This window comes from Amycolatopsis thermoflava N1165 (genome assembly GCF_000473265.1).
GTDB classification, from domain to species: domain Bacteria; phylum Actinomycetota; class Actinomycetes; order Mycobacteriales; family Pseudonocardiaceae; genus Amycolatopsis_E; species Amycolatopsis_E thermoflava.
On record NZ_KI421511.1, the window covers coordinates 762,432 to 775,254 of the forward strand.

The window sequence follows — 12,823 nt, forward strand, 5'->3', positions numbered from 1 at the left end:
CCACAGCACATCAAGGGGGAGCAGTTCGTGGAAGAGCAGGAGTTCGTCTTTCCGCCGCGCCGGCTCAACGGCGTGTTCGGACGCGTGGGACTGGGCCAGGCGGTCGCGGTCGTCGTCGGCATCGCGCTGCCATGGGTGGGAATCCGCACCGGATCGCCGGTGGCGTTCGCCGCGCTGGCCGCGGCGGGGGTTGCTGCGGTCGCGCTGGCGTTCACCCGGATCGGCGGCCGTTCCCTGACGCAGTGGATGCGCCCGGTGCTCGGCGCGGCGTGGTCGCACCTTCGCGGGGCGCACGTGTACCGGGGCGCGGTGTTCGGGCCGGACTCGCTGGCGCACCGCATGGACCTGCCCGGTGACCTCGCGAGCCTGCGGATGCTGTCGGCCCCCGGCCCGGACGGGCGGCAGCGCATCGGCCTCGTCGTCGACGAGGCGAACCGGACGGTGACCGCGGCGCTGCTGACCGAGGGAACGCCGATCATCCTCGAAGAGTCGGCCGAGCAGTCGTCCCGCCTGAGCGAGTGGGAAGCGGTGATGGAATCCACCACCGACGAGGACGGCGCGATCGCCCGCTGGCAGTTGCTGTTCCGGTCGATGCCGGACGCGACCAACCTCGCCCAGCGCTACTACCTCGACCGCGTCGGCGATCGCGGCACGGCGGCCGCGGAAGCGTTGCGTGAGCTGGTGTCGCAGGCCGCTCCAGCGGGTCAGCGGCACGAGGTGTTCTTCGTCGTCGCGTTCGACCTGTCCCGGCTCGCCGGTGAGATCAAGGCGGCCGGCGGTGACGACGAGGCGCTCGGGATCGTGGTGGTCGAACGGCTGGCTGAGCTGAGGCGACAGCTGGGCGAGGCCCGGATCCCGGTGAAGGGCTGGTTGTCGCCGGGCCACTACGCGGCTGTCATCCACTCGCAGTTCGATCCGGAGTCGTTGCCGCTGTACGACCTGCAGGCCGGTGAGGAGGGCGAACTGGACCCGCGGGCGGCGGGGCCGTCGGCGGCGGAGCGGCAGTGGCGGGCGTTCCTGCACGACTCTGCGGTGTCCAGCACGATCTGGGTGCACGAGATGCCGCGCCGCCCGGTCCAGCGGAACTGGTTGACGCCGTTGCTGCAGCAGAGCGATGTCCGCCGCGCCGTGACCCTGGTGGCCGAGCCGCTCGGGGTGTCGCGGGCGGAGCGGTCGATCAACAACCAGCGCCTCGCCGCGGGCGGCAGCATCTACGCCAAAGCCCGGCACGGTCTCGTGGTCGACGCCCGGACGCGCCGCGAGCTGGCCGCCGCCGAGCGGCTGGACGAAGAGATCGCCGAGGGCGCCGGCTACTTCCGGTACTCGATGTTCGTCACCTGCACCGCGCCCGACATGGCGTCGCTGCGCACCGCGGTGACGTCGGTACGCCGCCGCCTGACCCGGATCCGCTGCGCCTCGATGGTGCTCTACGGCGAGCAGGACCAGGGCTTCTACGCGGCCGCGCTGCCGCTGGCGAGGGGCCTGTCGCCGATGTGGTCACTCACCGGGTCCTGACAGGAGGCACGCACATGCGCACCATCGTCACTCGCTCCGGGCCTCGCCGGGACCGGCTGGGCGCGCACCGGCCCGCCTCGGGCCGGCTGGCCCACCGGATGCGGCTGCCCGCGCACACCGCGACCAGCAGCGTGCTGAAGTCCTGGTACCCGTGGGTGATGGATCCCGGTCTCGGGGTCCCCGGCATCTACCTCGGGATGGACCTCTACAGCCGGGCGAGTTTCCTGTGGGATCCGTGGGAGCTGTACCGGGCCGGGGTGATCACCAGCCCGAACGGGCTCCTCGTCGGCGAGATCGGCAGCGGCAAGTCCGCACTGCTCAAGTGCATGATCATGCGGTTCGCCGCGGTCGGGATCCCGTTCAGCTGGGTGGATGTGAAGGACGAGTACACGGCCCTCGCGCACTGTCTCGGCGTCGAGCCGCTGCGCCTCGGACCCGGGCTGGGGGTGCGGCTCAACCCGCTCGCCGCGCACGGCCGCTACCCGGGGCAGAGCGAGCAGGCGTGGCGCGCCGACCTCGCCGCCCGCCGCATGGCGCTGCTCGAGGGGCTGGTGCACGTGCGGCTCGACCGGCCGCTGACCATGACCGAACGCACCGCGCTGGAACTCGCCCTCGCGTCCTGCACCGGAGAACTACCCGGCGCCGCGCGCGACCAACTGGCGCCGGCGTCGCTGCCGGCCGTGGTCGCCAAACTCACCGCCACCGACGAGTGGCAGGACGCGTTGCGCGAGCGCGGCATCACCGCGCAGCAGCTGCTCGACGATTCCCGCGACGCGCGCCTGGCCCTGCACGGCCTGGTGGACGGGCCGCTCAAGGGCATGTTCGACGCCACGGACGACACCCAGCGCTACCTCGACTTCGACGCTCCCGGCACCGTGCTCAACCTGCACGCCGTCCGTGCCGACCAGGCCGTGACCGTGATGTCGATGGTGTGCGCCCAGTCGGCGATGGAGGCGGCGCTGATGCGCCCCAACGCGCGGCCGCGTCTGGTCGGCTATGACGAAAGCTGGCTGGCCATGCGGTACGTGCCGTTGCTGCGGCGTCTCCAGGAGGCGGCGAAGCTGGCGCGGATGTTCGGCATCACGAACCTGCTGGCGGCGCACCGGCTCACCGATTACGCGCCAGGTGCGGAAGGTTCGGAAGCCGCGCGGCTGGCTCGCGGCCTGATCGAGGACACCGGCTTCCGCATCGTCTACCGCCAGGTCGACGCGAGTCTGCCGCTGACCAGGGATCTGCTCGGCCTGACCGACGTGCAGACCGCGCTGCTGAAGTACCTGCGCAAAGGCACCGGCATGTGGCTGCTGGGAAACCGGGCCTTCGTCGTCCAGCACCTGCTGTCGTCGGTGGAGCACCCGCTGGTGCAGACCGATTCCCGCATGCAGGCCGCCCCGACGGTCGCGGGCGAGATCACCGACGAGGACTGGGAGTCCCTTCTGGACTCTTCGGCCGCGGAGGCGAGCTGACATGCGGCGCCATCACACAGACAGGCCGGTCGTGCGCCGCCGCCGCGGCCAGGATGTCGTCTCCGCCATCGTCTTGGGTGGCCTGGCCGGACTCGGGCTGCTGACGTGGTCGGCGGGCCAGCTCACCGCCTTCGTCACCGACCGCGGCTGGCCCAGCTGGGCGGGACACCGCCGAAACCTCCTCGGCCCGATCCTTGGCGTCTACTCCCACCCCACGGACCCGATGCGCGACTGGCCGGGCCTCGGCGCGGCCGGAGTGCCGCCGGGCGCGATCTTCTGGTTCGTCTACACCGGAATCCTCGCGATCGCGATCTACCTGACCGTCGCGGTCGTGCGGGAGGTGCGGGGCGGTTCGCGGCCCGGGTTCGCGACCCGCCGGGAAGTGGCCCGCGAGCTCGGTGAAACCGCATTGATCAAGCAAGCACCGCGGCTGCGGCCCACCCTGGCCCGGACCCGGGACCGGATCCGTCCGGAGCAGATGGGCAGCTACCTCGGCCGCGACGTCAACACCGGGGTGCGGTGCTGGGCCTCGGTCCGCAAGTCCAAGTTCGTCGTCGGACCGGCCGAGTCGGGTAAGACCGCGTGCGTGGTGATCCCGGAGGCGCTCGACCACGATGGGCCGTTGATCGTCTCCTCCAGCCGCGCCGATGTCCTGGCCGCCACGTGGAAGCCGCGCTCCGAGCGCGGCCGGGTGCTGCTGTTCGACCCGCTGCTGACCACACCGGCGCTCCCGCAGGTCGAGTGGGACCCGGTGGCAGGCTGCGCCGACCCCGCCGTGGCGATCCGCCGCGCGCAAAAACTGACGAGCACCGTGGACATGAGCACGGTGTCGGGCGCCGACACGTGGCGGAACCGCGGCGAAGCGGTGCTGCGCAACCTGCTGCACGCGGCCGCCCTGTCGCACGGCGACATCCGGTCGGTGCTGCGGTGGGCCTACGACCAAACCAGCGTCGAGCCGGGCGCGATCCTGTCCCGCAGCTCGGTGACGCCGGACAGCTGGGCCGAGATGCAGTACAACACCGCCCGCCTGCCCGACCGGCAGCGAGCCGGCTACTACATGAGCGTCGAGGCCGCGGTCAAATGCTTCGAGCACCCCCGCGTGCTCGCGACCTGCCTGCCGCGGCCCGGCCACGGGTTCGACGCCGGCTCGTTGCTCGACGCCGACGGCCACACCACCCTGTACGTGCTCTCCCACGAGGACGAGCCGACCGGTGTCGCCGACCTGCTCGGCGCACTGATCGACGAAATCCTGACCCTGGCGCGGGAACGCGGGCAACGTTCGGTGAACAACCGCCTCGACCCGAGCCTGCGCCTCATCGCCGACGAGGGCCGCAACACAGCCACCCTCGACCGGCTGCCGAACCTCCTGTCGGCCGGAGGCGGAGACGGCATCCCGACCACGTTGACCGTGCAGGACCGGGCCCAGGCCGACCACCGCTGGGGCGAACACGAAGCACGGGCCATGTGGGGGTCGGCGACGATCCGGATGGTGCTGCCGGGCCTGTCCGACGAAGCCGAGCTGCGCACGATCGCCGGCTACGCCGGAGAGTTCGACGAGGAGCTCCCCAGCCTCACCACCGGGGAGCAGGGCCGCTCCACCTCCTACAGCATCCGCACCCGGCCGTCCCTGCAGCCAGACGAGGTCCGCGCGCTGAAGAAGTTCCACTCCCTCGTACTCGCCGCGGGCGGCCTCCGGCCGGTGCTGACCGAGCTGCAGCCCTACTTCCGCCGCGACGATCACGCCCTGACCGCGCGCAGCGAGGCCGAGTTCAGCGCCGCGCTCAACGACGGCCGGAGCCTGCTGTGACCGGGCAGATGCCGCAGCCTGCGTCGATCGAGGAACGCCTCGACGTGGCCCTGGACACCCTGGAACAACTCCTTGACGAGGCGCTCCCGGCACTGGTTGAGCGTGTCGAAGCGCTCGAGACCGCGGCCGGCACCCGGGCGACGACCGAACGGCGCGCCGAGTTCCGCTTCGGCTTCCCGCCCACACCAGGCAAACCGGTAGACCCCGAGCGCAGCCTGCAGGCGTGGAACCGGCTCCACGAGTGGGTCCGGTGGCTGGCGGGCCAGTTCCGGCTGACAGCGCTCCTGCCGCCCTGCTGGCCGCAGCACCCCGTCCTGGTTGAAGAGCTGACCGCGCTCTACCTCGCGTGGGACGGCGCGTGGAAGTCGAGCGCACCGCCGGAGGCGCCCTCGGCGTTCCTCGAACGGCTCGACCGCGCCCGCGTCCGGTGGGCGGACACGAACTGGGGGATCCCGCGCTGCGACGGCTCTCACGAGCCCGGCGGGCTGGACGCCGCTGAGCTGTACCGGGCCTGGAACGACGACGACCGGCAGCGGTCGGCGCTCCTCGCCGCGCGGGACGCGACACTGGCCCGGCTGCGGCAGCAGGACGGTGAGGCCGCGTGAGCCGCGACCATAAGGATCTCCTGCGCCAGCAACGCCAGCTCGAGATGCTCCTCCGATCGCTCACCGCTTCGGCGAGCGCCGAGCAGGAGGCGCACCGGCAGGCGGCGGAACGAGCGCGGGAGCTTCGGTATCGCGAGCAGAGCGCCGGAAACGGGCCCGAGGTGGGGGTGTAGCCGTGCCTCCACTCGTCGCTCAGCTCGCCGCCAGCCCAGCAGGACGACGCGTCCTGCGACGAGCCCTGCTGGTCGTCGTCGGGTTACCGCTGGCGGCTGTGTGCCTGCTGGCGCTGAGCCTGCTGAGCGAGCCCGACGCCGACGCCCACTCACTCGCGGGCGTCACCTGCGCTCCGGCCGGTGCGAGCCCCGGCCGGGTGGGGCAGTGGGACGAGGAGCAGATGGGCAACGCCGCGACGATCGTCTCGGTCGGACGGCAGCAGCAGGTGCCGGAGCAGGCGCTGGTGGTGGCGCTGATGGCAGCCATGACCGAATCCCGGCTGCGTAACCTCTCCTACGGCGACCGGGACAGCGTCGGGCTGTTCCAGATGCGCCCGTCGCAGGGCTGGGGCAGTCGCGAGCAGCTTACCGATCCGGTCTACGCCGCGGGCAAGTTCTATTCGGTGCTGCTCGCGGTGCCGAACTGGCTGGGCATGCCGCCGGGCAACGCCGCCCAAGCGGTGGAGCGCAGCGCCTTTCCCGACCGCTACGCCACTTTCGAGGACGACGCCCGCCACGTGCTCGGCGCGCTCGCGGGGGTGAGCTGCGACGACTGGATGCGGGGCAACGACCGCGCCGAGCCGGTGGTCTCGGCTGCGCTGAGCCAGCTCGGCGTGCCCTACGCGTGGGGCGGCGGCACCGCCCAAGGCCCGTCGCCGGGCATCGGGGCGGATGCCGGCGTCACCGGGTTCGACTGCTCCGGGTTGGCGCTCTACGCCTACGCCCAAGTCGGCGTCGCAGTACCGCACCAGACACAGGCGATCTGGGCGGCCTTCCAGCCTGCGATCAGCGATCCGTCGCGCGTGGAGCGCGGAGACCTGGTTCTGCTGTCGGCCAACAGCGAACCCGGCGGGATCCACCACGTCGGCATCTACCTGGGGGACGGACGCGTGGTGCACGCGCCGGAAAGCGGCGGGGTGGTGAGCGTCGTCGACGACATCTGGAAACCAGGTTCCTACTGGGCTCGGCAGTTCGTCGGCGCCGTCCGGCCAGGAACTTGACCACGACAGAGGGGGAGTGATGAAGGCGTATCGACCGGAATTGAGCTGGCAGCATGCCGAATCCGGGCTGGTGCTGCGCAGCGACGACCGGCGGATCGACGTCCCAGCCGCGCTGGCCACCCATCTGGCCGCCGCGATCGACGATCCACGTGATCCTGCCCAGGATCTGCTCATCGCGGACGATCTGCTGCGGCGGCGCGCCAACTCGTTGCGCGCTTGCGCCCGCCGGCTGACCAGCGAGATCAGCACGTGTGGAGATCGCGTCTCCGACCTCGCCCGGCAGGGGATCGAACACCGGTGGCGCGGGCGCCGCAACGTCCGGCACCAGCTCGCTGATGCGAAGGCAGAGTTCCGGCGCCTGCTTGCCGAGGCCGAGCACACCAGCGACGAGCTGCACCGCACGTCCGGGTTGATAGACGCGGTGCGGCGCCTAGTCCTCGACCTCGACCACGACGAGGGATTGCTGGGCGAAGCAGCCCGTGGCTGGCGACGACCGTCCACACAACCGGCCTGGGTCACCACCTTCAACAGTGAGGAAGAGTTCCTGGCCGCCGACCCGCGCCGGGCCACCAGAGCGGTATGGGGCGGCACCATCGCCGACGCCGAGTACTTCGGAGACGGATGGCGCCGCGACGACGACGAACCGCTACCGGAGCTGGAGCCTCCCGCGCTCACCGGCCCCTGGCAGCTCAACTATCTCCCGCGCACCGGCGAGATCTATGCCCTCCGCCGATGCGACCACCTCCCGGAGCAGGTGTGGTTGCTCGCCGACCACGCCGACGATCCCAGCCGGACCAGGAGCCTTTTGAGCAGCCTCGGAAACCGGCGACGGGAACCCAACTCGCTGCTGTTGGTCGCCACCACCATGCACGCCGCGTTCTGCCCAGCCAGTCGGCGCGATTGACCCCGGGCCCGCTGCCCAGTGGAGAGGAGGTGATGCCGCCATGTCCCGTGACCAGCGCGACCGCTCAGGCTAGGAGATCTCCGCCGGTGGCCGGCCTTGGTGTCGCCGCGGCCCGGTGACCCCAGCGGGCGCGTGGCACGCGCAGGACGTGCCACTCCACGGTGACCGCCGTTCCACCGCGTGATCTCGAGGTCGCGCTGGTCACAACTGAACCATCGAGCAAATCGCTCCGCTCAACCACTTTTGGCGCTCTCTCGCGTGCGTGTGCCTCCCCACGCGCCGTCCACACCCGCTTCCTGGGAGGCCCCATGCCCACGTTCACCCGCCTATGCCGAGCTGCTGCGGCCTGCGCCCTGGCGCTCGCCACACTCGCCGCGCCCGCCCACGCCTCACCGGCACCGACCTCCCCCTGCCGCGAGGTCACCCTGCCGGTCTCACTCACTGATGGCTCACCCGCCCAGCTCGCCGGAACTCTGTGCGTCCCCGAGGGCGCCGACCGTGTCGCGGTTCTCATCCCGGGCATCACCTACGACCGCCACTACTGGGATTTCCCTTACCAGACCGACATCTACTCCTTCACCCGCCACGCCAACGAGGCCGGACTCGCGACCCTGGCCCTGGACAAGCTCGGCACCGGACGATCCACCCATCCACCGTCCACACAGGTCACCCTGCCGAACCAGATCGCCACGGTGCACCAGACGGTGCAGGCCCTACGCACCGGTGCGCTCGGCCCGATCTTCACCAAGGTCGCGCTGGTCGGGCACTCCTACGGCAGCATCATCGCCTACGCCCTTGCCGGCACCCATCCCCGTGACGTCGACGCCCTGGTCACCACCGGTGTCACGCACACCCCGAACCTGGTCACCATCGTCGCGCAGGTCTTCCTGCACCCGCAACCCGCCATGCTCGACCCCAAGTTCGCCCCGCTCGGCCTCGACGCCGGCTACATCACCACCCAACGGGGGCGCAAAGCCATCTTCTACGACCCTCGAACCTCCGATCCCGCCGTGATCGCCCGCGACAACGAGCTACGCGACCTCTACACCCTCGGCGACCTGGCCACCTACCTCAAGGAACTGGCCCTGACCTCGTCGCGCGGCTACAACGGCCCCGTCTACGTCGTCAATGGTGGCGCCGACCAGCTCATGTGCGGGGCAGTCCCGCCGATGGGTGCGCCCTGCAGCAGCGGAAACGAGCTCGCCGACCACGAGAAGCCGCTCTACGGCCCGGAAGCCACCGTCGACGGCGCGATCATCCCGGACACCGGGCACGACCTGACGTTGTCCACCACCGCACCCGACACGGCGCAGAACATCCTCGACTGGCTCAACCGCCACTGAGAAGACCCCGGTCTGACCGGGCCGTGATCTGACGACGAAAGGAGCAACCGCAAGGAAAAGTCAGCGAACACCTTTGCACACCTTGATTATCTACATTGGAGGAAAAAGTGACTTTGACACGAAGCAGAAAAGCCGCTGTGGCGACGCTTCTGGCCACCTCGGCAGTACTGGGCGGCGCCGCCACCGCCACGGCCGCTGCGCCGGATCACACCAGCAGCGACACCACCCGCATCGCCGCCTGCGCAGCCCGGCCCGGACCGGCCTACGTCGCCGGGGACCGGGTAAACCTGCGCAGCGGACCGGGCACCGGGTACCGGATCCTCGGCACCTACAACTGCGGCCAGCAGGTCAGCCTGCTCTGCTGGGCCACCCCGGGTCAGCACCCGGGCTGGTGGTACCTGCAGATCTGGGATGGCCCGACGGGCTACATGCGCGCCGACTACGTCGCCAACACCGGGCTCGGCCCCGGCCCCTGCCCGGCCTGACCACCACCCGGACCGCTTCCCTCATCGCGGTCCCGCACATCCCGGTGCGCCAGCTCCCCGCGCACCGGCCCCAGCCCGAGATACGACAGGGGAGCGCCCGTGTCACCATCCACCACCGCTACGCAAGCCGTCTCCCGCCGGATCCACCTGGTCGGCAGCCTGCCGCCCGAGGTCGCACCCGATCCGTATGCGGCGATGCGCTGGCAACTCGACCACGCGGACCTGGCTCTCCTCACCGCTCTGCCGGCCGACCGCGATCCGAACTGGATCATCAGCTATCTGCGCAGACTCAATACGGTGCCGGGATTGCAGCAGGTCCTGCATGGAGAATTCGCGCGGTACGACGAGTCCATCGCGTATCGCACAGTCCCGGGACAGGGGCTGGATGCTCGCGACCTCGCGCTCGGTCGCCTCGCTGAGGTCGAGGAGGCGATGGCTGCTCGGCGCAGGCTCGCCCAGGAGTGCGGACGCACGCTGCCACCGCACCAGGTCAGCATTCCCGCTCCATTGGACCTGGCGATGTTCGTCTTCGGCGTCCCGGCCGCTGCGATGGGCCTGTTACCTGCTCGAGCATCCTTGGCAGCCTTTCGCGCGGCGCTCACCCACCTGCCGCTCTTCGCGGCGGCGGTCGCCGAGGAGATCCAGCAGATCCACCGCTGCTGGGGGCATGAAGTCGCGTTCCAGATCGAGTCACCGGCCGTCTGCGTCGCCTATGACCGATCGCCAAGGGGGTTCCGGCCACTCGTCACGCGCTACCTCGTGCGCGCCACCACCCGGTTGCTGGCGGCGATCCCAGCCGACGCGGCCTTGACCTTCCACATCTGGTGCCACGGCGACCTGAACAACGAGCCCATCGCCGATCCGGGCAGCCTCGTCCCGATGGTCACCTTCGTCAACCGGCTGTCGAGCACTCTTCGGGCGGCCGGACGCGCTATCGCCATCCCACCGTTCCACGCGGCGCTGGCAGACGGCGCCAGCCCGCCACCGTTAGATCCAGGTTTCTACGAACCGCTTCGCGAACTGGACAAGGACGTGCCACTCATCGTGGGCCTGATCGACGAACAGCACCCGTCGCGAGCTTCGGTCGCGCTACGTCTGGTTGAGCGGGCACTCGCCCGGCCGGTCGTCGCCGTTTCCGCACCCTGCGGCTTGGGCCGGCGAAGCCCAGCGCGCGCCGAGGCCAACATGCACCTTGCACGGAGGCTGGCGGAAAGCGAGTTCCGTTCGCCCAGAATCACCCCGCTCGACGGGGTCGCTGAGGACGTGTAGGCACGGCGAGCGTTCACAGCCGTCGCCCCGTGGCTTACAGCGCCTCGTCCTACCATGGTGGTGCCGGTGACGTGGCGGGACTTGTCGGAGGCCAGGTAGAGGACGGCGTTGCTGATGTCCGCCACATCGAGCCATGGGATCGGCAGCGCGTTGAGCGCCTTCATGCCGACGGCGGCCTGCTCCCGGGTCGCGCCGTCGATGCCGCCGAGGAACAGCTTCCAGGACGCCTCGTTCACCACCATCGGGGTGTCCACAGTGGCCGGATGGACGGAGTTGACGCGGATGTGGTGCGGCGCCAGCTCGATCGCGAGCACCCGCATCAGCCCGGTGACGCCGTGTTTGGCGGCGGTGTAGTGGGCCAGGTTGGGGAAGCCGATCAGGCCGGCGATCAAGCTGGTCAGGATGATCGAGCCGCCGCGGCCGCGTTCCACCATGGACGGTGCCGTTGCCCGGACCGTCTTCCACACGCCGGTGAGGTTGATGTCGAGGACGTCGTGCCACATCTGCTCGGTGAGCTCCAAGGCGGATCCGAAGCTCGCGATGCCGGCGTTGGCGCAGACGACGTCGATGCCGCCGAAGCGGGACAGCCCTTCCTCGACAACCCGTTCCAGGGCGCCAAGATCCCGGACGTCGGCCTGCCGCGCCAGCACCCGCCCGCCGAGTTCCTCGACGCGCTTGCCGGTTTCGGCCAGGTCCGCGTCGGTCGCCCCGTCGTAGGGCGTGGTGCCGACGCTCTCACACAGGTCGACGGCGATGATGTCCGCGCCTTCCCCGGCCAGGCGCAGCGCGTGCGCGCGTCCCTGGCCGCGGGCGGCTCCGGTGATGAAGGCGACTTTGCCTTCGGCTCGCTTCATGGATGTCCTCCACGGATCGGGGTGACCGTCAGCGTGCCCGCGACGCCGCGCGGTGTCTTCGGTCAACCGGTCAACCGCGGGGCGCCCGGTTGACCATCTGGCGGATACGCTGAGGCCATGTCCGCGGCGACCGACGACGCGATCCGCGCGGCCACCAGGCATGTGGCGGCGGCGATGCTGCCCGACCTGACCGCGATCGCCGACGGCACGGTCGCCCACATCGCGGCGGGCATGCCCGAGCTGGCCGAGCGCGACGCGCTGGACCTGGCCCGCGCGACCGCCTTCGCCAACAGCGAGGCGCTGCTGCACGCCCTCGTCCGCGGTGACCAGCCGAAGGACGTGACCACCTCGCCCGAGGTGGTGCGCTCGACACGGTCGATGGTGCAGCACGGGCTCAGCCACGACGCGGTGATGCGCGGCTACCGGCTCGGCATCACCTACTGGTGCACGCGTTGGGGGCGGGCGGTCGAGGCGCACTGTCCCGACGTGGCGCTGGCGGTGCCGGTCGTCAACCAGGGCACGACGTTCCTGTTGTCCTGGCTGGAACTGGTCAGCGACCGGCTCAGCGCCGAGTACCGTGACGAGGCCGAGCGGCTGGCCAGGGACGGTTCGCTGGAACGCGCCGAGTTCGTGCGCCGCGTCCTCGCGGGGGAGACCGACGTCGCGGAGGTCCGGCTGCGGCTGGGGTACGACCTCACCGGCAGCCACGTCGCGCTGGTCCTGAAGAATCCGCGGGAGGGCAAGCGCCATCCGCTGGAATCGACCGCACGGACGCTGGCCGCCTCATTGACCGCCGCGGCGCCGCTGGTGGTGCGGGTGGATGTGGACACCACGTGGTGCTGGGTGCCGACGCGCGACGCCGCACGGCTGCCGTCGGCGGGCGCGCCGGTGCTGGCCGGGCAGGGGTTGCCGGCGGCGGGGCCGGAGGGGTTCCGGCGCAGCCACCGGCAGGCCCGCGAAGCGCTGCGGGTCGCGCAGCTCGCGGGCCGTCCGGCGGGCACTGTCACCCACTTCGCGGACATCGACGTGGCGGCGCTGTGCAGCACCGATCCCGGCGTCTGCCGCACGTTCGTGACCGAGACGCTGGGGCCGCTTGCCGTCGGCACCGAGGACGCCCGCCGCCTGCGCACCACGCTCGCGGTGTTCTTCGACGCCGGCGGCAATTTCCGGGCGGCGGGCGCGCGGCTCGGCGTGCACCACAACACCGTGCGGTACCGGGTGGACCAGGCGGCCGCCCTGCTCGGTCAGGCGCCAGGGGAGCACCGCCTGCGACTCGAACTCGCGCTCCACCTGGTCGACCGGCTCGGGCTGGTCAGCTGACCGCGTCGGATGCCGCGGTCAGCCGCTTGTGCTGCTCGGGGGGAC

At 71.0% G+C, this 12,823-nt stretch carries 11 protein-coding genes; 10 read left to right on the forward strand and 1 reads right to left on the reverse strand.

Annotation, left to right across the window (positions count from 1 at the left end; genetic code table 11):
* Positions 1–27 precede the first annotated feature (27 nt).
* The 9 genes from AMYTH_RS43725 to AMYTH_RS43750 all read left to right on the forward strand — a co-directional run bounded on the left by AMYTH_RS43725 (position 28) and on the right by AMYTH_RS43750 (position 9,335).
* Positions 28–1,515: an SCO6880 family protein gene (locus AMYTH_RS43725; RefSeq protein WP_037322227.1), complete on the forward strand. Its 1,488-nt coding sequence runs from the start codon at positions 28–30 to the stop codon at positions 1,513–1,515.
* Positions 1,516–1,529: 14 nt separating this feature from the next.
* Entirely contained in the window at positions 1,530–2,978 is a 1,449-nt protein-coding gene (locus AMYTH_RS43730; RefSeq protein ID WP_051362504.1) for a hypothetical protein, read from the forward strand.
* A gap of 1 nt (position 2,979) precedes the next feature.
* Complete coding sequence (locus AMYTH_RS0103890) at positions 2,980–4,785, forward strand: type IV secretory system conjugative DNA transfer family protein (RefSeq protein ID WP_037322230.1); 1,806 nt, start codon at positions 2,980–2,982, stop codon at positions 4,783–4,785.
* Complete coding sequence (locus AMYTH_RS46875; RefSeq protein WP_051362505.1) at positions 4,782–5,390, forward strand: hypothetical protein; 609 nt, start codon at positions 4,782–4,784, stop codon at positions 5,388–5,390. Before AMYTH_RS0103890 ends, AMYTH_RS46875 begins: the two co-directional genes overlap by 4 nt.
* Complete coding sequence (locus AMYTH_RS48640) at positions 5,387–5,563, forward strand: hypothetical protein (RefSeq protein WP_157360527.1); 177 nt, start codon at positions 5,387–5,389, stop codon at positions 5,561–5,563. Before AMYTH_RS46875 ends, AMYTH_RS48640 begins: the two co-directional genes overlap by 4 nt.
* A 2-nt stretch (positions 5,564–5,565) precedes the next feature.
* Positions 5,566–6,603 carry a C40 family peptidase gene (locus AMYTH_RS43740; RefSeq protein ID WP_157360528.1) on the forward strand — a complete coding sequence of 346 codons (1,038 nt, stop codon included), beginning with the start codon at positions 5,566–5,568 and terminating at the stop codon, positions 6,601–6,603.
* 19 nt (positions 6,604–6,622) lie between these two features.
* Positions 6,623–7,507 (forward strand): hypothetical protein, encoded by an 885-nt coding sequence (locus AMYTH_RS0103910; protein WP_157360529.1) that lies wholly within the window; start codon positions 6,623–6,625, stop codon positions 7,505–7,507.
* A 308-nt stretch (positions 7,508–7,815) separates the two neighbouring features.
* Positions 7,816–8,850, forward strand: a complete 1,035-nt coding sequence (locus tag AMYTH_RS43745; RefSeq protein WP_051362507.1) for an alpha/beta hydrolase — start codon at positions 7,816–7,818, stop codon at positions 8,848–8,850.
* A gap of 137 nt (positions 8,851–8,987) precedes the next feature.
* The gene (locus tag AMYTH_RS43750) at positions 8,988–9,335 is read left to right on the forward strand and encodes an SH3 domain-containing protein (protein ID WP_037322231.1); all 348 of its coding nucleotides are present in this window, start codon (positions 8,988–8,990) and stop codon (positions 9,333–9,335) included.
* 1,001 nt (positions 9,336–10,336) lie between these two features.
* Here AMYTH_RS43750 and AMYTH_RS43755 read toward each other — a convergent pair.
* On the reverse strand, positions 10,337–11,524 hold the full coding sequence (locus tag AMYTH_RS43755) for a mycofactocin-coupled SDR family oxidoreductase (RefSeq protein WP_323807223.1): 1,188 nt from the start codon (positions 11,522–11,524) through the stop codon (positions 10,337–10,339).
* A 51-nt stretch (positions 11,525–11,575) separates the two neighbouring features.
* Here AMYTH_RS43755 and AMYTH_RS46880 point away from each other — a divergent pair, with 51 nt between their 5' ends.
* Entirely contained in the window at positions 11,576–12,778 is a 1,203-nt protein-coding gene (locus tag AMYTH_RS46880) for a PucR family transcriptional regulator (protein WP_027929201.1), read from the forward strand.
* Positions 12,779–12,823: the final 45 nt, after the last annotated feature.